General features: G+C 58.2%; 21 protein-coding genes and 1 riboswitch. Of the genes, 15 read left to right on the top strand and 6 right to left on the bottom strand.

Going from position 1 to position 21,128, the window contains the following annotated elements; translation table 11 throughout:
* Positions 1 to 15: 15 nt before the first annotated feature.
* A complete protein-coding gene (locus tag ACQZ6F_RS02725) occupies positions 16 to 1,335 on the bottom strand; it encodes an ABC transporter substrate-binding protein (RefSeq protein WP_449092541.1) in 1,320 nt (439 codons plus the stop codon).
* Between the two features lie 24 nt (positions 1,336 to 1,359).
* Complete coding sequence (locus ACQZ6F_RS02720; protein WP_449092540.1) at positions 1,360 to 2,370, bottom strand: LacI family DNA-binding transcriptional regulator; 1,011 nt, start codon at positions 2,368 to 2,370, stop codon at positions 1,360 to 1,362.
* Between the two features lie 254 nt (positions 2,371 to 2,624).
* On the opposite strand from ACQZ6F_RS02720, the gene ACQZ6F_RS02715 reads away from it, so the two are divergent.
* Positions 2,625 to 3,770, top strand: a complete 1,146-nt coding sequence (locus ACQZ6F_RS02715) for an acyltransferase family protein (protein ID WP_449092539.1) — start codon at positions 2,625 to 2,627, stop codon at positions 3,768 to 3,770.
* 102 nt (positions 3,771 to 3,872) lie between these two features.
* Here the strand turns inward: ACQZ6F_RS02715 and ACQZ6F_RS02710 are convergent, their stop codons facing one another.
* Positions 3,873 to 5,111 carry a hypothetical protein gene (locus ACQZ6F_RS02710; protein WP_449092538.1) on the bottom strand — a complete coding sequence of 413 codons (1,239 nt, stop codon included), beginning with the start codon at positions 5,109 to 5,111 and terminating at the stop codon, positions 3,873 to 3,875.
* Positions 5,112 to 5,273: 162 nt separating this feature from the next.
* A riboswitch (cobalamin riboswitch) is annotated at positions 5,274 to 5,493 on the top strand.
* A 252-nt stretch (positions 5,494 to 5,745) separates the two neighbouring features.
* Here ACQZ6F_RS02710 and nrdH point away from each other — a divergent pair.
* The 5 genes from nrdH to ACQZ6F_RS02685 all read left to right on the top strand — a co-directional run bounded on the left by nrdH (position 5,746) and on the right by ACQZ6F_RS02685 (position 10,524).
* Positions 5,746 to 5,967 carry a glutaredoxin-like protein NrdH gene (gene nrdH / locus ACQZ6F_RS02705; protein ID WP_034479171.1) on the top strand — a complete coding sequence of 74 codons (222 nt, stop codon included), beginning with the start codon at positions 5,746 to 5,748 and terminating at the stop codon, positions 5,965 to 5,967.
* An 11-nt stretch (positions 5,968 to 5,978) separates the two neighbouring features.
* On the top strand, positions 5,979 to 6,374 hold the full coding sequence (gene nrdI, locus ACQZ6F_RS02700; protein ID WP_174074153.1) for a class Ib ribonucleoside-diphosphate reductase assembly flavoprotein NrdI: 396 nt from the start codon (positions 5,979 to 5,981) through the stop codon (positions 6,372 to 6,374).
* Complete coding sequence (gene nrdE / locus ACQZ6F_RS02695; RefSeq protein ID WP_449092537.1) at positions 6,362 to 8,515, top strand: class 1b ribonucleoside-diphosphate reductase subunit alpha; 2,154 nt, start codon at positions 6,362 to 6,364, stop codon at positions 8,513 to 8,515. The genes nrdI and nrdE overlap by 13 nt, the downstream gene beginning before the upstream one ends.
* Before the next feature lie 32 nt (positions 8,516 to 8,547).
* Positions 8,548 to 9,516, top strand: a complete 969-nt coding sequence (gene nrdF, locus ACQZ6F_RS02690; protein ID WP_449093124.1) for a class 1b ribonucleoside-diphosphate reductase subunit beta — start codon at positions 8,548 to 8,550, stop codon at positions 9,514 to 9,516.
* Between the two features lie 183 nt (positions 9,517 to 9,699).
* The gene (locus ACQZ6F_RS02685; protein ID WP_449092536.1) at positions 9,700 to 10,524 is read left to right on the top strand and encodes a glycerophosphodiester phosphodiesterase family protein; all 825 of its coding nucleotides are present in this window, start codon (positions 9,700 to 9,702) and stop codon (positions 10,522 to 10,524) included.
* Between the two features lie 67 nt (positions 10,525 to 10,591).
* Here the strand turns inward: ACQZ6F_RS02685 and ACQZ6F_RS02680 are convergent, their stop codons facing one another.
* Positions 10,592 to 10,870 carry an HU family DNA-binding protein gene (locus ACQZ6F_RS02680; protein WP_174074156.1) on the bottom strand — a complete coding sequence of 93 codons (279 nt, stop codon included), beginning with the start codon at positions 10,868 to 10,870 and terminating at the stop codon, positions 10,592 to 10,594.
* Positions 10,871 to 11,218: 348 nt separating this feature from the next.
* Between ACQZ6F_RS02680 and ACQZ6F_RS02675 the strand changes: the two genes are divergently transcribed.
* Together ACQZ6F_RS02675 and ACQZ6F_RS02670 are read left to right on the top strand one after the other, a co-directional pair.
* The gene (locus ACQZ6F_RS02675; RefSeq protein ID WP_077467982.1) at positions 11,219 to 11,440 is read left to right on the top strand and encodes a hypothetical protein; all 222 of its coding nucleotides are present in this window, start codon (positions 11,219 to 11,221) and stop codon (positions 11,438 to 11,440) included.
* Between the two features lie 158 nt (positions 11,441 to 11,598).
* The gene (locus ACQZ6F_RS02670) at positions 11,599 to 12,609 is read left to right on the top strand and encodes a Tim44 domain-containing protein (RefSeq protein ID WP_449092535.1); all 1,011 of its coding nucleotides are present in this window, start codon (positions 11,599 to 11,601) and stop codon (positions 12,607 to 12,609) included.
* A 274-nt stretch (positions 12,610 to 12,883) separates the two neighbouring features.
* Here ACQZ6F_RS02670 and ACQZ6F_RS02665 read toward each other — a convergent pair whose 3' ends face one another.
* On the bottom strand, positions 12,884 to 13,309 hold the full coding sequence (locus tag ACQZ6F_RS02665) for a hypothetical protein (protein WP_449092534.1): 426 nt from the start codon (positions 13,307 to 13,309) through the stop codon (positions 12,884 to 12,886).
* Between the two features lie 419 nt (positions 13,310 to 13,728).
* Here ACQZ6F_RS02665 and ACQZ6F_RS02660 point away from each other — a divergent pair, with 419 nt between their 5' ends.
* The 6 genes from ACQZ6F_RS02660 (at position 13,729) to ACQZ6F_RS02635 (ending at position 19,360) form a co-directional block, all read left to right on the top strand.
* Positions 13,729 to 14,400 (top strand): Crp/Fnr family transcriptional regulator, encoded by a 672-nt coding sequence (locus ACQZ6F_RS02660; RefSeq protein WP_449092533.1) that lies wholly within the window; start codon positions 13,729 to 13,731, stop codon positions 14,398 to 14,400.
* Between the two features lie 117 nt (positions 14,401 to 14,517).
* The gene (locus ACQZ6F_RS02655) at positions 14,518 to 15,342 is read left to right on the top strand and encodes a class I fructose-bisphosphate aldolase (RefSeq protein WP_449092532.1); all 825 of its coding nucleotides are present in this window, start codon (positions 14,518 to 14,520) and stop codon (positions 15,340 to 15,342) included.
* 22 nt (positions 15,343 to 15,364) lie between these two features.
* A complete protein-coding gene (locus ACQZ6F_RS02650) occupies positions 15,365 to 16,519 on the top strand; it encodes a Gfo/Idh/MocA family protein (RefSeq protein WP_449092531.1) in 1,155 nt (384 codons plus the stop codon).
* Positions 16,519 to 17,190 carry a D-lyxose/D-mannose family sugar isomerase gene (locus ACQZ6F_RS02645; protein ID WP_449092530.1) on the top strand — a complete coding sequence of 224 codons (672 nt, stop codon included), beginning with the start codon at positions 16,519 to 16,521 and terminating at the stop codon, positions 17,188 to 17,190. The genes ACQZ6F_RS02650 and ACQZ6F_RS02645 overlap by 1 nt, the downstream gene beginning before the upstream one ends.
* Positions 17,190 to 18,242 carry a carbohydrate kinase family protein gene (locus tag ACQZ6F_RS02640; RefSeq protein ID WP_449092529.1) on the top strand — a complete coding sequence of 351 codons (1,053 nt, stop codon included), beginning with the start codon at positions 17,190 to 17,192 and terminating at the stop codon, positions 18,240 to 18,242. Before ACQZ6F_RS02645 ends, ACQZ6F_RS02640 begins: the two co-directional genes overlap by 1 nt.
* Before the next feature lie 107 nt (positions 18,243 to 18,349).
* The gene (locus ACQZ6F_RS02635; RefSeq protein ID WP_449092528.1) at positions 18,350 to 19,360 is read left to right on the top strand and encodes a zinc-dependent alcohol dehydrogenase family protein; all 1,011 of its coding nucleotides are present in this window, start codon (positions 18,350 to 18,352) and stop codon (positions 19,358 to 19,360) included.
* An 11-nt stretch (positions 19,361 to 19,371) separates the two neighbouring features.
* Here the strand turns inward: ACQZ6F_RS02635 and ACQZ6F_RS02630 are convergent, their stop codons facing one another.
* On the bottom strand, positions 19,372 to 20,391 hold the full coding sequence (locus tag ACQZ6F_RS02630; protein ID WP_449092527.1) for a LacI family DNA-binding transcriptional regulator: 1,020 nt from the start codon (positions 20,389 to 20,391) through the stop codon (positions 19,372 to 19,374).
* Between the two features lie 640 nt (positions 20,392 to 21,031).
* Here ACQZ6F_RS02630 and kdpF point away from each other — a divergent pair.
* Positions 21,032 to 21,121, top strand: coding sequence for a K(+)-transporting ATPase subunit F (gene kdpF / locus ACQZ6F_RS02625; RefSeq protein WP_034509905.1), 90 nt, complete (start codon positions 21,032 to 21,034; stop codon positions 21,119 to 21,121).
* Positions 21,122 to 21,128 lie beyond the last annotated feature (7 nt).

The raw sequence follows: 21,128 nt of genomic DNA, 5'->3' as shown, positions 1-21,128 counted from the left end.
CCTGCTGCGGTCCAGTTAGACGCGCGGCGGGACCGCGGGCGCCTTGCCGGCGTCGCGTTCCTGCTTGAAGGTCTCGTCAAGCTTCTTGAGGAAGTCGGCTGAGGTGGTTTTCTTGAGCCAGACCTCCTCCATGCCGCTGACCAGATAAGTGTCCGTCGCCGGCGGAAGGAAGGTCCAGGTCGTATAGCCATACTTGCCGTCGCTGACGGCGGCAGACAGTTCCTTCATTGCCTCCTCATAGAGAGGCAGCACCTTATCGGACAATTTGACCTTGGAAAGATCGGCCAGCGGCAGGTTCCATTCGCCCTGCCAGGCGGAATTGATCTTGCTGTAATAGTCATCCGAGAAAATGTAGTCGAGAACGGTGGCTGCTCCATCGGCATTGCTCGATTTGGCATTGACCGACAGTGTCGAGCCGATGCCGAGCGCAAAAATGGGGTCGCCCTTTTCACTGGGGAAGCCGACAAAGCCCGGCTCTGCATTGTTTTGCGGGAAGTAGGTCTGGACGTTGGTAAAGTTCCAAGTGCCGGTCGGAGCCATGCCGGCCTGGCCAGTAGCGACCTGGGCGAAGGCCTGCTCGAGCGTCAATGAGAAGTAGTTTTCGCCGAAGTAACCCTTGTCCCACCACTCGGCGAGCTTGTCGATCGAATGCACGAAAGCCGGATCGGTCCAGGGGATGGCGCCCGTCAGCGCCTTGTAGACATTCTCCGGCCCTGCGATCGAATTGAATGCGATTGACACGTAATGCTCATTGGCGGGACGCCAATCGGCATTGCCGGCGCCGAAGGGAACGAGACCCTTGGCCTTCATCTCCTCGGCAAGTGCCTCGAATTCGGCGAGTGTCACCGGCACATTCCATTTGTTCTGGCTGAACAATGTCTTGTTGTAGAAGAGGCCGAGGGTTTCATAGGTCTTGGCAAGGGCATAGAGCTTGCCGTTATAACGGCCGAGGTCGAGGAAGAGCGGCAGCAGGCGCTCGTTCCACCCGTATTTCTTGGCATAATCGTCCAAAGGCAACAATTGGCCAGCCTGGGCCATGGATGCGACGTAGCTCGGACCGGCCGTGAAGACGACATCGGGGCCGGTGCTGGCCAGCATGGCGACGCGCAGTTGCTTGTCGAGGTCGGAGCCGCGGAAATCGATGCTCAAAAGGTCCTCGGGATGAGCAGCGTTGAACGGATCGACCAGGATATTCTTGAGATTATCCTGGTTTTCCGGCGACGCGGACTCATACCAGAAGGATACGGGTTTCTGATCCGCCGCAAATGCGAGGCGGGACATGAGCGGCATGGCGGCAAGGCCGAGGCCGGCCTTCAGAACTGTACGTCTATGCATCGGTTTTCTCCTCCCGATTTGCTTTTATTCGTTGTTCGTCGAGCCCCTGACGATGAGGTCGAAGGGCATTTCGACAGCGGTTCCTGCACCGGTCTTCTCTCCGCGCAGGCGCTCCATGAGCGTCTGCGCGGCACGTTCTCCCATTTTCCACTGAAACTGCGCGACCGTCGTCAGCGTCGGGGTGACGAGCTTGGCGGCAGAAATGTCGTCAAAACCGACGACCGCGATGTCCTCCGGGATCCGAATGCGGCGCTCGCGCAGGGATTGCATCACGCCGATCGCCATCAGGTCGTTTGCGGCGAAGATCGCGGTCGGCTGAAAATCGCCCTCGAGGATGCTCTCGGCCGCGCGAATGCCTCCCATTTCGGAAAACTCGTCGTCGATGACGACATGGTCGGGATGACCGAACCCGGCCAGCGCGGTGCGATACCCCTCGATCCGATGGGCCTGCGGACCGCCGCGACCGGCGACAAGCGCGATGCGCTTGTGCCCAAGGGAGAGCAGATACTCCGTCACCGCCTGAGCCGCCGCGCGACTGTCGACATAGATATCGTCGACGGGGATGCCTCCGCCGCGTTTTTTCGACGATTCAATGCGTACCACGGGAACGCCGGCTTCGAGCAGGGGACTAAAGTCCTTTGCCTTCAAGGTGAAGAAGACGCCGATCACGCCGTCCACTCTTCCCTGCCGCGCCCAGTCGAGAAAGTGACGCTCGCGTTCCGGCGTTCCGTCGGTGTTGACCGTTATGACATCGTAATTCAGCCCGTCGGCGATTGATTGTATGCCGCGGATCAGTGACGGATAGAACGGGTTGGTGATATCGGGCACGATGCAGGCGATTGTCATCGAACGGCTGGTTTTCAAAGCTTGCGCGAAGCGGTTCGGGACATAACCGAGATCTTTCGCGGCCTTTGTGATCCGCTCCCATGTCTCCGCCGGAATGGACGCGCCGCCGCCGCTCAGCACCATGGAGACGGTGGCCTGAGAGACCCCGGCAGCCTTTGCGACATCTTTTTGCGTTGCTCGGCTGTTCATCGTCATCCATTTAGTTATACGTATTAGTGATACGTATCAATAAGCGGTCAAAATTTTGCTGTCAAGCACCGCATGGTGGTGATCGGATAATCGGCACGCGCGAACAGAGGTCGACCTAAGAGCCAAAGTCACGATGATTGGGGCTTTCGCGCTAGGGGCGATCGGCACGCTCAGTGCCATCGGTATTTACTCGGCCTGATTTTGTAGTGATCTTTTTGCAATCCATTAAGGGTTGCAATCTAGAATGCTAAATCATGTTGGGGATGCCGCGCAGACACGATCTGGACTTCGTCAGGGTTGCAGCGTTTATGCTGCTGATCCTCTATCACGTCAGCTTGATGTATAATTCGAGGACCTTTCTGCTGAAGGCGCCGGACAGTTCGCCGGTCTTCGACGTGATCCATCTGTGGACACATCCCTGGCGCATGTCTTTGCTATTCCTTATTTCAGGCGCTGTGACAGGTATGCTGTTGAAGCGGCATTCTCCTGACGCTTTGCGGAGTGCGCGCACGAGACAGTTGCTGATGCCCTTCGTTTTGGGTCTTCTGTTCCTGATTCCTCCGCAGATGTACGTGTGGCTGCGTGCCGATCAGGGCGTCGACATCAGCTTTACAGATCTTCTCTGGCACTATGCGACCTTCACTCCGGTCTCCTTACCGAATGGCGGGCAGGCATTGCTGATTGGCCTGCAGCACCTGTGGTATTTGGCCTATCTGTGGCTCTATACCGCGCTGATAACGCTTGCCGTATCCATATGGCCAAACCTGTTGTCTACGGTTGGAAATCGCTTGGCGGTATGGCTATCGGGTCGCTGGATGCTGATGATGCCGGCCTTGCTTTTCGTTCTGCTCAAGCTTTTGCTGAGACCGGCGTTTCCGCCGACGCTGGATATCGTAACCGATTGGTACAACCACGCCGCTTACCTGCTGTCCTTCCTGCTCGGCGCGATTATGACAAGCCGCGACGATTATTGGGATACCATCGTCCATATGCGAAGGCCGGCAATGATCCTGGCCGTCGTATGCGCGGTCGGTCTGACATTGCTCTTTCCCGCCTTGCCGTCGGATACGCCCGAAATTTGGCGTGTGGCCACGGGGAGAGTGTTCGGCGGCATCTTCCAATGGAGTGCCATCGTGGCGATTCTCGGCTATGCGAGAATTTGGTGCAGGTCCGAAAATGCCGTTGTCCGTTATCTCAACAAGGCAATTCTCACCTATTATGTGCTGCACCAAACGGTCATGTTGCTCATCGCCTATGAGCTGGATCGGGCAGGGCTGCTGTCAGCATCGTCTTTCCTACCGATCGCGGTTGCGACCTTCGCAGTCTGTGCCCTGTCATATGAGCTGAAGCGTCGCTTGGAAGCTTCCTGGAAAGCCGTGTTTCCTGCGCGGACCGCCTAAAGCGGTCACCGGTTCGAATTTCCTCATTGTTTGATGGAATGGAGAGCCGGTCCGAGCGACCGGCTCCCTTCTTATAGAGTGGATACTACTTGCGCGCCGCCCTTAATGGACTGCACCGGAGCCGCCGGCCGCGACAATTGCAAAGGGCTGTCCCTCGACGGGAATGCTGCGAATCTCCTTCAACGTCTCGCCGTCGATCAAGCGCACCAAGCTATGGCGTGGATCGGTAATGGCGATGAGATTGCCGGCCATGGCAAGGCGTGGTCGCGGATCGCGCCAATGGCCATCCTTGCTGTAGGGTTCAGTCACGCTCCCTGATTTCGTGATGCCGCCTTCCACCACATCGATGCGATGCAGGTTTCCGTCTTCCGTGAGGACATAGGCATGGCGTGGATCAGCCGCATCGAGCACGAAGTCGATACGCCGTGTCGGCAACTCGATCAGCTTGTAGGGCTCGGCCTTGTTATCGGGGTCGATGAGGACGATGTTCCGTTCCCCATAATTGCCCAGGAAGAATTGCATGGACGTGCCGCCGAGCAAGGTCGAGACCTTGCCTTTCGGCATATCGGAACCATAGGCGAGCATCTCGATCTTCGGGCCGTCAATACCGCCGGGGCGAACGACGAGGACGCCTTCCTCGCAACCGAAGGCAACCAGCCGGGCGGATGTCGCCTCACCATGTAGGCCGGTGCAGGTTTCGACCTGTCCGACCTGCTCGCCTTTGCGGTCGAGCACCCGCAGGCCCAGGCGCGGTGGCAATTCGCCATCCTTGACGGGGACGGCCGTGTTCGGCACTGACACCAGGAGATGGTTGCCCATCGGGACAGCAGCGCCGTGATGTGCGGCAGTGGTGCCGAATGCACGGATGTCGGCTTTGTCCCTGGTGAGGTCGGCTTCCGAGAGGAGATCGAATTTACCGCCGCGATCGTAGAAGATCGCCACATCGTCGCCGTGGGTGACAACGTGACCAGGCTTTTCGCCCTTGATTACCGTCGAGTGCAATTTCGGATCGGAAAGCTCGATATCACGATGCTCTCCATGGTCGGAAAGCGATATGCCGGTGTCTAGCGCGTGCACAACATTCTTTTCGCCCTGTACGGCAAAGACTGTCCTGCCGGATTGGCTCAACGAAAGTGCGGCATATCCGTCGATGTCGAAGCGGCTGATTTCCTTGCCACTCTCGAGGTCTACGACATGGACGACGGGTAAGCTATGATCGGCGATGAATAACCTCCAGCTTTCCGTCTTGCTTTCTTCATCTGCGACGGACGGAAATGGAAACAGCAATGCGCAGGCCAGCGACGAGGCCGCAAGGAGAGTGCCGGGATTGGAGCGGGACATGAATGATCCTTTATGTAATAACATTACATATAAATTGTTATAAAGTAACGCTGCAGTTGTCCAGCCCCGCAGATGCAGGGTTTGGTGGTGCTATCCACAAATTATCAACATTGAAATCCGTGGCGGCGCGCGGAACCAGTTGACGCAATTTTAACCTCATATACTATATATAGTGTTCGAGGTTCCTTCGATTCGCAAGGATTGGAGGCTAAGACGGGAATTCGGTCGGCGGTCATGATGATTGCCAAGCCGGAGCTGCCCCCGCAACTGTGAGCGGCGAGCGTTCGTTCGACATGGCCACTGAGACACTTGTGTCTTGGGAAGGCGAGATTGAATGCTGCGACCCGCGAGCCAGGAGACCTGCCTCGAGCATAACGTCCACGGGCGGGGTGTCCGGATGGCGAGCGTGGATCTGTGCGGCATGATTGCTGTTACCCTCGCTCCCGCGAAGATCCCGCAAGAATAACTTCGGGGTGAAGTCCATGTTTTTGAGTACCGATAACCGGCTACGCGAGTGACGGCCTTCTAACCGGCCAGTCTTCGACCGCATCCGTCTCCATTTTTCATCCTGCAACACGGGCATCGACTAATGCCCGAACGCATCTGCACGCCTATCACTATACGAGGATATCCAATGAGCATTACCGTCTACAGCAAGCCCGCCTGCGTCCAATGCACCGCGACGACCCGCGCTCTCGATCGCCAGGGTATCGATTACACCATCATTGACGTGTCCACCGATAGTGAAGCCTATGAGCTCGTGCAGGGCCTCGGCTATCGTCAGGTACCGGTTGTCATCGCCGGCGAGCAGCATTGGGCCGGTTTCCGCCCTGACATGATCAGCTCTCTCGCCTGAGGAACCAGGCGGTGGGCGAGATCGTCTATTTCTCCAGCAGATCCGAGAACACCCATCGCTTCGTTGCCAAGCTCGCCTTGTCGGCCGCTCGCATTCCTCTCAATGCGGGAGAAGAGCTTCGAGTGGCCCGTCCTTACGTTCTCATTGTCCCTACCTATTGTGGTGAAGGTGGCAAGGGTGCCGTGCCCAAGCAGGTTATCCGCTTCCTCAATGATGCGGATAACCGTTCAAACATCCGCGGGGTCATTGCCGCGGGCAACAGCAACTTCGGGGCGACCTTCGGTATCGCCGGCGACATCATCTCCACCAAATGCCAGGTGCCTTACCTCTACCGGTTCGAGCTGCTGGGTACGGACGATGATGTCGTGAATGTCAGACACGGATTGGAACGATTTTGGACACGCTAACGCTCGACCGGCCAGCGAAGGCCACGGAAACGGCACTGGACTATCACGCCCTCAACGCCATGCTGAACCTCTATGACGAGCAGGGGCAGATCCAGCTCGACAAGGACCGCATGGCGGCCAAGCAGTATTTCCTGCAACACGTCAACCAGAACACCGTCTTCTTCCATAACTTGCGGGAAAAGCTCGATTATCTGGTGACCGAGGGCTACTACGAGCAGGAAGTGCTGGACCAATATTCGTTCAACTTCGTGCGCGATCTCTTCGATCACGCTTACGCGAAGAAGTTCCGTTTTCCGACGTTCCTCGGCGCTTTTAAATATTACACCAGCTACACGCTGAAGACTTTCGACGGTAAGCGCTATCTGGAGCGCTATGAAGACCGCGTCTGCATGGTTGCGCTGGCGCTGGCGCGCGGCAATGAGCAGCTTGCCCACGATATGGTGGACGAAATCATCTCCGGCCGCTTCCAGCCGGCGACGCCGACCTTCCTCAATGCCGGCAAGAAGCAGCGCGGCGAGCTGGTTTCCTGCTTCCTGCTGCGTGTCGAAGACAACATGGAGTCGATCGGCCGCGCCATCAATTCCGCCCTGCAGCTTTCCAAGCGCGGTGGTGGCGTGGCGCTGTCTCTCACCAATATTCGCGAGGCCGGTGCGCCGATCAAGCACATCGAGAACCAGTCCTCCGGTATCATCCCGGTGATGAAACTGCTCGAAGACTCCTTCTCCTACGCCAACCAGCTTGGTGCTCGGCAGGGTGCGGGTGCTGTCTATCTCAACGCCCATCACCCTGACATTATGCGCTTCCTCGATACCAAGCGCGAGAATGCCGACGAAAAGATCCGCATCAAGACGCTGTCGCTCGGGGTGGTCATTCCCGACATCACCTTCGAGCTCGCGAAGAACAACGACGATATGTATCTGTTCTCGCCTTATGACGTGGAACGGGTCTATGGCGTGCCGTTCACGGAAATTTCGGTGACCGAAAAGTACCGCGAGATGGTGGCTGACAGCCGTATCCGCAAGAAGAAGATCAAGGCGCGCGACTTCTTCCAGGTGATCGCCGAGATCCAGTTCGAGAGCGGCTATCCCTACATCATGTTCGAGGACACGGTGAACCGTGCCAACCCGGTTGCCGGCCGCATCACCATGAGCAATCTGTGCTCGGAAATCCTGCAGGTCAGCGAAGCCAGCGAATATAGCGAAGACCTCTCCTATACCCATTTGGGCAAGGACATCTCATGCAACCTCGGCTCGCTCAATATTGCCGCCGCGATGGACAGCCCCGACTTCGGCAAGACGATCGAGATGTCGATCCGTGCGCTGACGGCGGTCTCCGACATGAGCCACATCTCGTCGGTGCCTTCGATCGAGAAGGGCAATGATGACAGTCACGCCATCGGCCTCGGCCAGATGAACCTGCACGGCTATCTCGCCCGCGAGCGCATCTTCTACGGCTCGGAAGAGGGTGTCGATTTCACCAATATCTACTTCTACACGGTGACCTATCACGCCATCCGCGCCTCGAATCTCCTGGCGGTCGAACGCGGACAGAGCTTCAAGGGCTTCGAGAATTCGAAATATGCCTCCGGCGACTATTTCGACAAATATACCGATCAGGCGTGGGTGCCTGCGACCGAACGCGTCGCCGAACTGTTCGAAACGGCTGGTATCGCCATCCCGACGCAGGAAGATTGGGCGCAGCTGAAGCAGGCCGTGATGAAGGGCGGTCTCTATAATCAGAACCTACAGGCCGTGCCTCCAACCGGTTCTATTTCCTACATCAACCACTCGACCTCCTCTATCCATCCGATCGTCTCCAAGATCGAAATCCGCAAGGAAGGCAAGATCGGCCGCGTCTATTATCCGGCCGCCTTCATGACCAACGACAACCTCGATTACTATCAGGATGCCTACGAGATCGGGCCGGAAAAGATCATCGACACCTATGCGGCGGCGACGCAGCATGTCGATCAGGGTCTGTCGCTGACACTATTCTTCCGCGATACCGCGACCACGCGCGATATCAACAAGGCGCAGATCTACGCCTGGAAGAAGGGCATCAAGACCATCTACTACATCCGCCTTCGCCAGATGGCGCTGTCCGGCACCGAGGTGCAGGGCTGCGTTTCCTGCGCCCTTTGATTTCCGGTTTGAAAAAGGACATTCCCGTGAACATGCAATTCAAGCCGGTAAGCCGTATCCGTGCCATTAACTGGAACCGCATCGAGGACGACAAGGATCTCGAAGTCTGGAACCGCCTGACCGGAAATTTCTGGTTGCCGGAAAAGGTGCCGCTCTCGAACGACATTCCGTCCTGGGCGACTCTGAAGCCGGAAGAGCAGCAGCTCACCATCCGCGTCTTCACCGGCCTGACGCTGCTCGATACCATCCAGAACGGTGTGGGTTCGGTGAAGCTGATGGCTGATGCCGCCACGCAGCATGAAGAAGCCGTGCTGTCGAACATCTCCTTCATGGAGGCCGTGCATGCGCGGTCCTATTCTTCTATCTTCTCGACGCTGTGCTCCACGCCTGACGTTGATGATGCCTATCGCTGGTCTGAGGAGAACGAGTTCCTGCAGCGCAAGTCGACGCTGATCATGGAGCAGTATGCATCCGGCGACTCGCTTAAAAAGAAGGTCGCAAGCGTCTTCCTCGAAAGCTTCCTGTTCTATTCGGGCTTCTATCTGCCGATGTTCTGGTCGAGCCGCGCCAAGCTCACCAACACCGCCGACATGATCCGTCTGATCATCCGTGATGAGGCCGTGCATGGCTACTATATCGGCTACAAGTTCCAGCGCGAGCTGGACCGGCAGCCGGAAGAGCGCAAGCAGGAGATCAAGGATTTCGCCTTCGATCTGCTGCTCGAGCTCTACGACAATGAGGCCAAGTACACCGAGTCACTCTATGACGGTGTCGGTCTGACCGAAGACGTCAAGAAGTTCCTGCACTACAACGCCAACAAGGCGCTGATGAACCTTGGCTACGAAGCGCTTTTCCCGGCGGAGGCCTGCAAGGTCAATCCGGCGATCCTTTCGGCGCTGTCGCCGAACGCCGATGAAAACCACGACTTCTTCTCCGGTTCCGGCTCTTCCTACGTCATCGGCAAGGCTGTTGCCACAGAGGACGAAGACTGGAATTTCTAAAGATAAGTGACTGCTATTTAACAGCAATCAATCTCTCTCGATCGCAGCCTGTTGGCTGCGATCGTCGTTTTTGGCGCCGCCTGCGATAGGCTCAGCGCTTTGCAAAGCTGACAAGATCGCATGATAGGTCCTGCCCGGAGCAGCCAGTCGCGGATGATTCGCCTGGGGCTGGAAGGGCGCATCATGAATTATATCGACTACGTCGCCGATCCCACACGCGACTGCGCGATTGTTGTTCATCGTGGGATCTGGCGCGCCGCACCGGAAAATAGCCTTCTTTCGATCGAACGGGCGATGTCTGCCGGCTACGATGTGGTCGAGATCGACGTCCGGCGCAGCAGCGACGGCGAGCTTTTCCTTCTGCATGACGATACGCTCGAACGCATGGCTGGCCTCAATCGGGAGCCGGAGGCGCTGACCTTGCAGCAATTGTCCAGCCTCACTTTGCGTGACCGGGATGGCGGCGAGGCGAACCCGATGACGGGCGAAAAGCTGCCGAGCCTGAAGGATGTCTTTGAGCTGACGCGCGATCGCATTTTCATCCATCTCGATGTCAAAGACAGGCAGCTAATCCCGGATGTCATTGCCTGTGCGCGTGCAATGGGCGTCGACCAGCAGGTCGATTTTTGGGGCAATCTGAAAACCGCCGACGATCTCGCCTGGATCCGTGCCAACGTCTCGCCGCAGGCCGTTCTATTTATGGCCAAAACTCGCCTTGAAGCCCCGGATGCGGCTAGCCAGCTTCATCTGCTGTTTCAGCTGAACCCGTTCCTGTGCGAGATCTATTTCGACAGGCTTGAACAGGTTGTCGAGCGGAAGGCGCTTTTCCAGAAGGCCGGTATCGCTCTGTGGGTCAACACGCTCGACTCGGTTTCCTCTGCAGGCTTTACCGATTCCGCCGCGCTGAGGGATCCGGAATCGATCTGGGGCCGGTTGATCGACGCAGGTATCTCCGCCATCCAGACCGACGAACCCGCGGCGTTGAAGAATTATATCAGGTCGCGTTAGTGGGCCGGCCTCACTTAATGGGGCCGGCCGCTCGATGCCCTGAGCCCCAACGGCTCAAAACTCAAGATTACTTGTTGAGTGCATCCTTGAGCGCCTTAGCCGGCGTGAAGGTAAGTTTCTTTGCTGCAGCAACCTTGATGGTCGCGCCCGTTCCCGGGTTACGTGCTTCGCGTTCCGGCGTGTCCTTGACCTTGAATTTGCCGAAGCCTGGAATAGAGGTCTCAGCGCCGGAAGATGCTGCTCCGGCGATGGACGCAAAAACAGCTTCGACGATTGCCTTGCCCTGAGCCTTGGTGAGCTTGTGATCGGCGGCAATCTTGTCTGCGATTTCATTTGTGGTGGTCATGATGCTTCCCCGCATTGTTTACAGCGGAATCATTTCCATTGCGGCCCGTCATTGTCACGAGGCCTCTTGCTGTTTGAGGGCCTGGAGAGGTGTATTTCCACAATTTCTAACGCCAAAATGGCTTTTGCAACGCACTTGCGGGACGATTCCGAGAAATAAGGGGTTCGTTCAGAGGAGGCGGAAACCTCGGCAGAGCCGGCTGATCGGATGGACAATATACGGTCGGGCGCCATATTCTACGGAGACTGAAGTGCTCGTGACCGTCGTCTCGATTGCCGAGCATGGCTGCTGGCCTTGCTGGGCATGAGCGTATAGACGCCTGACCACGACGAATGAATGGGACGTGTAATGGAAGACGCGATCAAGATAGACAATCGTGGCGACTTTGGCCTCTGGGCCATCGAGGTGGCAAAGCAGATCGTCAGCGGGGAGGGCTTCGATCTCGCCAAGGCGGCGCGCGACGGTACGGACGACGATCTACGCGAGGCCGGCAATGCGCTTGGGCAGGCGATCACCAATGCGCTCATGGAAGTTTATGACGGCCTGCTCGATGGTGCCGAAGAAGGCTAGGCCTTCGCGTCATGTCGCCGATCTAAACAAAGTCTCCCAGACGGCCGACACAGGACGCGACGTCGTTTAAAATTTTTGGGCGCACGAACTTACAATCGCAACTTGGCGTACCCACATTCGGACGGAATAGTTTTCCGCCGAGTTCACAGGGAGAGCCAATGCTCAGTGCAGTTCCTCGTTTTGCCAAGATCGCAGCTATCGTCGCCCTCGCCACCGTATCCGTTCTGGCTACCTTCGCCGATGCCGACGCACGTCGCGGTGGCTCCAGCGGGTTCGGCAGCCGTGGAACCCGGACATTTGACGCGCCAGCCGTAACGCGGACAGCCCCGACGACGGCTGCTCCGATCGATCGGACGATGACGACGCGGCCTCCCCAGCAACAAACTACTAGCCAGCCGCCGCTCGGCGCGCAGCAGCGTCCCGGCTTCTTTGGCGGTTTCGGCGGATCGATGATCGGCGGACTGATTGCCGGCGGTCTTCTCGGCATGCTGATCGGCCAGGGCTTTGGTGGCGGCTTCGGTTTCCTCGGCATGTTGCTGCAAATCGGCCTGGTCATTGCGGCGATCAGCCTTGCCATGCGCTTTTTCGCAAACCGTCAGCGCACGCAGTTTGCGGCGCCCGGCGCAGGCTCGTCCTATAATACGAATGCAATGAGCAATCCGAGCGCATCGCCGCGCTCTTCCTTCTCCATTCCGGTAATCGGCGGCGGAGCAGCCGCCGCCACGCAGAAGACGCGACAGGCGAATGACGAGATCGGGCTTCAGCAGGCCGACCTTGATCGCTTCGAACAACTTCTGACCGAAGTTCAGTCGGCCTATGGCAAGGAAGACTATGCAACGTTGCGTGGGCTGACCACACCCGAGGCAATGTCCTATCTGGCCGAGGAACTCGGAGAACACGCAACGAATGGCGTGCGCAACAGCGTTTCCGATGTCCATCTGCTGCAGGGGGATATCGCCGAGGCCTGGCGCGAAGACAATGCCGAATATGCGACGCTTGCGATGCGTTATTCCAGCATCGACGCCATGGTCGATCGCACGACGGGGAAGCTCGTCGATGGCGACGATCGCAATCCCTCGGAAACCGTCGAGCTGTGGACCTTCGTGCGTAAGCCGGGTTCCGACTGGAAGCTTTCTGCTATCCAGGGGACGGAGGCTCATCAGGCCTAAACCTGTGCCCTCGCAAAGGATTGCCCTCGCCGCAAGCCGAGGGCAATCGATAGATGGTACCTTTCCTTATGGGCTGTGATCCCGCGCTATTTGTCGCCAGCGGCGGCCAATAGCAGCTTGGGAGCGAAGCGACAGCCGCGGTCGGGATGTCGATGGTACTCGCTGCTTCATCTCGCAATCTTGTGCCACAGCTTGCTCACCTGAGGGCCGGTTAGCACCGCCTAGCCTCGGCGGCATCTCCAGACGAACGTCTGCCGATCGAACTCATGCAAGTCTAATGATGTCCATGCCCGTGGTGGTCACCGCTGCCATGGGTATGCTCCGGTGTTGAGGGCGTTGAGGCCGGGTTAACGCCAACGCTACCAGCGTCGGCGGGGTACAAGGAAGCATAGGCGAGTACCGTGGATGCCTCGTTTAGATCTCCCAGACATTGTCCGTTCTGTCCATCGCGGCGCGCATTCATTGCCGCAGTATAGAGCCCCATGGCTTCGGTCTTTTGCTGGCCGTCAGGGGCTTCACTCAATTCGGTTCTGGTGAGCCGAAGGTCTGTCGCGCAGGTCGGCGCAGCAACGCTGGGGACAGACGAGACCGCAAGGGTGGCAAAGGTCGTACCCACAAGGGCGAACATGATGGCTGGTTTGAACGTCTTGAACATCTCGATCTCCATTAGGAGCTGCTGCCGGCTCTCTTGAGCAGGCATGGGTTCGTGTTTCCTAAGGTGCGTCGGTTTGAAGAAATCGAGCACACTCCAGTCATGAACCGTTTCGCGCGACCTCGATATGATCTCAATCAATAGAGCCGATCACGTTCGTTTCACCAACAAGTGCAAGAACCGTGAGGTGAGGTGCAACAATCTCGTGCGCCTATAACACATTGTGAATCCTGAGGATTTCGAACGACTAGTTGTGCCGAACCCTTCACTTTCCTAACCATTTGTTAATCTGGGCCCGGCTTGTGACGAGAGTGTTTCCTTACAATATCTGACCGGAGGGAGCCGTGAATCGATCTTGATCAGTAGCGAACCTTAAAGGCATCCCCATGCCGCATGATTCAAGTCTGCCCGGCGCAAAAACGAGAAATCTTCATCTCCCTGCAAGCCCGATTGCCGGGAAACTCGATGTGCATATTGCCTTCCTGCCTGAAGACAAGGCGATCCTCGACGCGCTCCAAATCCGAAAGCGCGTCTTTATCAAGGGATCCGATATCACGCATGAGGGGCAATCGCCTCAAAGCGCGTATATTCTTCGCGCAGGCTGGGCTTGTTCCTACAAGCTGATGCGCAACGGCACGCGGCAAGTCATCAATTTCTATGTTCCTGGCGACCTGATCGGCATTCGGCGGCTCTTGCTGTCCAGTGTCGACGACAATCTTTGCGCGGTAACGCGCGTCGAGGTCGGCGAGATAAATGTCGAAGACCTTGTTGAGGCGTTTGATGGCAACGGCCGCCTTGCAATGTCGATACTCTGGTCCACCTTGAGGGATGAAGCCATTCTCGTCCAGCATCTGGTCGATGTCGGCCGGCGTCGCCCCATCGACAGGGTGGCTCATTTCTTCCTCGAACTTGGCTCGAGGCTGGCTCTTCTCGGGTTGGGCACAAGGTCGGCCTATCAATGCCCACTGACACAATCGCTGATCGCCGATGCACTCGGCTTGACCGCTGTTCATTTCAATCGGGTTCTCAGGCAGTTGCGCGAATTGAAGGTGATGACCTTTCATGAAGGATGGGTGAGGCTTCTCGATTGCCAGCGGTTGGAGCGTCTGGCCGATTTCGATTCCTCCTATCTGCGGTAGTTTGCGCACGGTTTGTCTCAATATGGTAGATGTGGAAACGATACCGCATCCATCTTGACTCATGACACATGTTCTCTAATCTGAATGTGGAAACGTTACCACATTGGGAGGAAATGAATGAAATCCGCGCGGCTCAACCGCCTTTTCGGCGTGTCCGGAAACTGCTTCGACGTCGCCATTGACCACGGCATGTTCAATGAGCGGACTTTTCTTGCCGGCATCGAGGACATGAAGACGGCGATCAAGGTCATCGCCGATGCTGCACCCGATGCCATTCAGCTTCCGCCGGGAACTGCGCCCATCCTGCAGGCGATCCCCGGCAAGCATCGTCCTGCCTTGGTGCTGCGGACGGATATCGCCAATATCTACGGCAATCCTCTGCCCTCGGCGCTGTTTTCCGAAATCATCGATCGGGGTGTGGAGCAGGCTGTGGTACTCGACGCTGCCTGTGTTGTCGTCAATCTTCTGATGCTGCCGAACCAGCCCGAGGTCTATCGCGCCTGCGTGCGCAACGTGAATAGCCTGAAGCGCGAATGCGAAATCTATGGCGTGCCGCTGATGGTGGAGCCGCTTGTCATGCAGGACAATTCCAAGGGCGCCTATATGGTCGATGGTGCGATCGACAAGATCCTGCCGCTCGTTCGCCAGGCGGCGGAGCTCGGAGCCGATATCATCAAGGCCGACCCGTGCGACAACGTCGAGGAATATCATCGCGTTATCGAGATTGCTCAGGGGCTGCCGGTCCTGGTGCGCGGCGGCGGCCGCGTTTCGGATCAGGAAATCCTCGCCCGCACCAAGCAACTGATGGGGCAGGGCGCTCGCGGCATCGTCTATGGCCGCAATGTCATCCAGCATCAAAATCCCGCTGGCATGACGCGCGCCTTGATGGCGATCGTCCATGACGGAGCTTCCGTCGAAGACGCCTCGCGGCATCTCGCCTGACGCACTTTTGGGAGGAGGAGACATGACCAAGATATTACGTTTCGGCGTCATCGGCTGCGGCCTGATGGGGCGCGAATTTGCAAGCGCCGCGGCGCGCTGGCTGCATCTTGCCGATGTGAAGGCGCGACCGGAAATCGTCGCCGTCTGCGATACCAATGCCGCGCTGCGCGACTGGTTTAGGGATCATGTGCCGAGCGTGCGGCAATCCACCGAAGACTATAAGGAGCTTCTGGCCAATCCGGAGGTCGACGCCGTCTACTGCGCCGTGCCGCATGTGCTGCATCAGCAATTCTATATCGATATCCTGAAGGCTGGAAAGCATCTGCTCGGCGAGAAGCCGTTCGGCATGGATGCAGCGCAGAACCGGGCAATCATGGAGGCACTTGCCGAGCATCCGGCGCTTCTGGTCCGCTGCTCGTCGGAGATGCCTTTCTTCCCGGGTGCACAGAAGGTGATCGCGCTCGCCCAGAGCGGCGAGATGGGAGATATCCTCGAGGTCGAAGCCGGCTTTCTCCATTCGTCCGATATCGACCGGCAGAAGCCGATCAACTGGAAGCGCATGGCCGAGATCAATGGCGAATATGGCTGCATGGGCGATCTCGGCATGCATGTCCTGCATGTGCCGTTGCGCCTCGGCTGGCGCCCGACCACGCTGCATGCGCAACTGGTCAAGAAGGTCACCGAGCGCCCCGATGGCAAGGGCGGGATGACGCCGTGCACCACCTGGGACAATGCCACGATCAGCAGTCGCGTGCAGACGGCGGATCAGGATTTCCCGATGGTGCTCAAGACCTGGCGCATCGCGCCCGGCGAATCCAACAGCTGGTACATTCGTGTTCTCGGCATGAAGAAGAGCGCCTTCTTCAGCACGAAATCGCCGCGTCAGTGGCAGTGGATGGACTATACCGGCGGTGCGCAGGCCTGGAGCACCGAGGATCTCGGATATGGCTCGCTGTTTCCCGCCATAACCGGCAAGATTTTCGAGTTCGGCTTTGCCGACGCCATCCAGCAGATGTGGGCAGCTTTCGTCGATGAGCTGGCAGGCGGAAATGCCAACGGCTTTGGCTGCGCCACGCCGGCAGAAGCGCAGGCGCATCACGCCGTCTTGACGGCAGCTCTCAAATCCGGTCGCGAAAACATCGTGGTGCCCGTCAATTACCAAGGGGAGACTGCCTGATGAAGCGATCCGAGATCAACGCGGCGTTGCGGCGGGCAACCAAGACGCTTGAGCACTGGCGGTGGGCGCTGCCGGAATGGGGATATTGGAATGCGGCGGATTTTGCCGCCAATCCGCAGGCGGCAAGCTACCTGCGCAGCCATCAACTCGGCTGGGACGTAACGGACTTCGGTTCAGGCCGGTTCGCCGAATGCGGCCTCGTGCTGTTCTGCCTGCGCAACGGCATCGTCGGTGTCGAGGGCGAGCGCACCTATGCCGAGAAGCTGCTGTTCGTCGAGGAAGGGCAGGTGACGCCGACCCACCGCCATGCGGCGAAGATGGAAGATATCATCAATCGCGCCGGCGGCGATCTCGTCATCGAGTTTGCAGCGGCCGATGCCGAAGGCAAGGTGCTGGACGACGATATAACCGTCCCCGTGGACGGATTGCCGCGCAAGCTCGCCGCATGGGAGCCCCTGGTTCTGTCGCCGGGTCAGAGCGTGACGATCCACACCGGCCTCTACCATCGCTTCTATGGTCGAAAGGGTGGCGGGCCGGTCTTCGTCGGCGAGGTCAGCCAGGTCAACGATGACAATAGCGATAATTATTTTCTGGAGCCGATCGGGCGTTTCGCCGCGATCGAGGAAGACGAGCCGCCGCTCAGGCCTTTGTGGAACGAGGCAGGTGGCTGATGCGAACCGGGGAGGAGGTTCGCGACAGCGAAAAGCAGAGCCGGAGAGGCATCGTTTGCGCGGGAAACTTCATAGTCGACCGCGTTCACACGCTGTCCTACTGGCCCGAGCAGGGTAATCTCGCCCATATCGTCCATCAGGATGTTGGTGTCGGCGGCGGCGCTGCCAACGTTGTGGCCGACTTGGCTTCGCTCGGCTTTCCCGGCAAGCTGGGGGCAGCCGGATGCATCGGTGCTGACATCGACGGAGAGATCGTCAAGACGCGTCTTGTGAACGCCGGCATCGATATCGGCGGTTTGCAGGTGCTTTCCGGTCGGGCGACGGCGCATACCCACGTCATGAATGTGCCGGGCCAGAACCGCACCTTCTTCTATCATGGCGGCGCCAATGATGCCGTGACGGACGCGCTCATTTCACCAGTGGTTTTCGCGGAGGCGGGCTACCGGCTTTTCTATCTCGGCTATCTCATGTTGCTGCCCAGCCTTGACGGGATCGATGCCGATGGCCGGTCGGGAGCATCGCGCCTGTTGGAGGCGGCCCGCGACGCCGGTCTTACCACCTGTGTCGATTTCGTATCGAGCGAGGATCCGGAGTTTGCGGCGAAGGTCGGCGCTTCATTGCCCTATTGTGATTTCCTGATCATCAATGAGATCGAGGCGGGGCGGGCAACTGGCGTGACCGTTCGCGATGCAAACGGCGACTTGATCGAGGCTGGTCTTTTGACGGCCGGTGAGCGTTTGCTGGCGGCAGGCGTTGCTAAAGGGGCGATCATTCATGCGCCGGAGATCTGCTTTTGGTTTACGCCCGGTGCCGCGCCTGTGGTTACACGCTCAAGGCCGGTCGATCCAACCGAGATCGTCAGTACGGTGGGCGCCGGCGACGCCTTCTGTGCCGCGGTGCTCTATGGCCTGCATGAGAATTGGCCGGTCGAGAGAATTTGCGCCATCGCGCATGCCGCCGCTGCCCGCTGCCTTGCCGGGGCAACCGCGACAGATGGCGTTCCCCATATGTCGGTTCTTCTGGCGGACGTGAAGGAGATGCATCCGGTATGACTAACGGCTCGGCTTGAAGTCGTTACCAGGCATCATTCAATGCTACAGTACTCAGGGGAGTGGTGCTGCGGCACCCGTCAACAGAACTTTATGTCCGGAGGAGGAGAATGAGAGCAGTACGATTGGAATCCACCGGATCCATGGCCATGCGCAGCGTCGAGCGGCCGAGCGCCAGACCGGGTGAGCTCGTTATCCGGGTGCTGGCAGCCGGCATCTGCGGCTCGGATCGTCATATGTTCAAGGGCGAGTATCCGACAGCGATCCCGGTGACCCTCGGCCATGAATTCTGCGGTCTGGTGGAGGAGGTTGGCGATGGCGTCTCGTCGTTTACCGGTGGTGAACTCGTCACCATCGACCCGAATATAGCCTGCGGCACTTGCCCGGCCTGCCGGCGTGGGCGCCCGAACCTCTGTGCGAATCTGAATGCTATCGGAGTGACTCGGGATGGCGGCTTTGCCGAATATGTCGCGGTGCCGTGTGGCCAGGCATTCATCCTGCCTTCCGATCTCGATCCGGTCCATGGTGCCTTCTGCGAGCCTCTGGCCTGCTGCATTCATGCGATGGACAAAGCAAGGATCATCCCGGGAGATAGTGTCGCCATCCTGGGTGGCGGCGTCATCGGGCTGCTGATGGTGCAATTGGCGCGTCAGGCCGGTGCAGGCCAGATAATCCTGATCACACGACAACTATCGAGACGCGAGGCGGCATTGCGTCTGGGCGCCACACACGCCTTTGATCCGACGGCCTCCGACACGGTAGCTTTGACGCGAGAGGTGACGCAAGGCGGCGCCGACATCGTCATCGAGTGTGCCGGGGTCCCCGAGACGTTGCAGACGGGCGTGAAGATGCTGCGGCGGGGTGGCACCTTCGTCCTGTTCGGCGTGACGCCAGCGGGGCTTGAAGTGCCCGTTTTGCCTTTCGATCTGCTTGTCAACGAAGTCGAGATCAGGGCCGCCTATCTCAACCCGTTCACGCATGCGCGGGCTGCGGCGATGGTGGCGAGTGGGGCGTTGGAGCTGGATTCGCTGGTAACGAAGACGATCTCTCTCGAAGATGTTGCCGAAGTAGTCGGCAGCGCGCCGCTACCCGGTGAAATCAAGGTCATCGTCCGGCCCTGAGCTTGGCCGCATCAGCTGCGTACAGGCCCTGTTGAATCACGCTCGATCAAGGCGACAGGTACCCTGATGATGGCGCCGGTCGCCGGCTCATGCCCCATCTGGTGATCCCTGATCAAGGCTTCCAACCGCCGGGTGGCTTGCTGGCCGACTTCGCGGATCGGCTGCGCCACGGTCGTCAGCCGGGGAAATACATAGGCAGTTTCGGGCAGGTCGTCGAAACCGATCACCGAATAGTCGCGCGGCACGGAGAAGCCGCGATCCTGGATCGCATGAATGACGGCGATGGCCGAAATATCAGATGTGCCGATGATGGCTGTGATATCGGGCCTGGAGGCAAGAACCTCGGTCGCGAGCCCATAGGCCGCCGCAAAGCTATGTTCGTCCGCCATGCCAACGGCTGCGGGCGAGACCCCACTCTCCGCCATTTCCGCCGTGATGCCTCGAAGGCGAAGCTGGACCGGCTGACTATGTGATGGCGCGCCGACGATGGCGATCGAGCGATGGCCAAGACCAAGCAGATGGCGCGCCATCAGCCGTCCACCCTCCTCGTGATCGGCCATGATGGCGTCTTCGGCGATGCCGTTCAGTTCGCGATCGATGGCGACGATCGGAATATCGGCATCGCGAAAGACCCCAAAATGCTCGATGCTGCCAAAGGCGCTAGCGACGATAACGCCGTCGACGCGCTGGGACAGCAGCATGGAAATGTAGCGCGCCTCGTGTTCCATATTTTCCGCGGTGCTGCAGATCAGCGTCTGATAGCCACGCTGGAACAACTCCTGCTCGATGGTATGGGCCAGTATGCCGAAAAACGGCACGTCGATTGACGGCAGCATGAGCCCGATCATCCGGCTCGGCGCGCCGCGCAGCATACGGGCACCCTTGCTCGGTGTGTAATTCAGCGTGCGGATGGCCGTCTCGACGCGTTCGCGGAGTTCGGGGGAGGCATAACCACTATTGTTGAGGACGCGCGAGACCGAAGACACCGATGTTCCTGCGAGTTTGGCGATATGTCTTATGCTGGTCGTCACTGGCTCGCATTTCTTTTGTTTGGCGGTCGAATGGCTATGGGAGGCGCAACCCATCTCGTCTCGGACTAGATCATCGGCAGGATGCGGCATCAAGCACGATACATACGGCCTTATATGTCATCACACTGATTTCAGCTATGTTAGCATTAATTCATATTGTATCATGCAATCATTGAGGGTAGCTTGTATCGCTTGCTCGACCTTGGCGTCTTGGGAGGATGACCAAGGAAATTCAATGAAATAGCGGCGGCGCACTTACGGAGCATGCCCGATTCTCTAGATGAATTTGGCAACGAGAGTGGGCGTGGGATCATCGTGTTGGCATGTGTACCAGCCGCCGTCAGCAACATCGGCATTTATAAGATTTTTATATCTTCCTTCATCCCGCCGTCTCGAACGTTAATGCGGTTCGGCCGCATATAGTATGGCGAAGATACACGCGAAGTGGGTCTTCTCCCTCGGCAGAATGAAAAGAGGTGCTTCTCATCCGGAGCGCTCCCATCGCTTCTGCAGTCAACAATAACAAGCAAGGAATGCGATCGATGATGGACATCATTCTTATCGGGATCGGCGTTTTATTCTTCCTCATTTGTGTCGCTTACACCAAGGCCTGCGACAGCCTTTAGTCGGAGAGACGGCAATGCTTCTCGATTACATCCTCGGTGGCGGCGTGACGCTATTTCTCACCGCTTATCTGATCTACGCTCTCATTCGCCCCGAGCGCTTCTAACAGCGCT

The sequence above is a fragment of the Rhizobium sp. A22-96 genome (genome assembly GCF_053521805.1).
The sequence above is the reverse complement of the archived record's forward strand: the minus strand, read 5'-3'. Positions and strand labels throughout refer to the sequence as shown.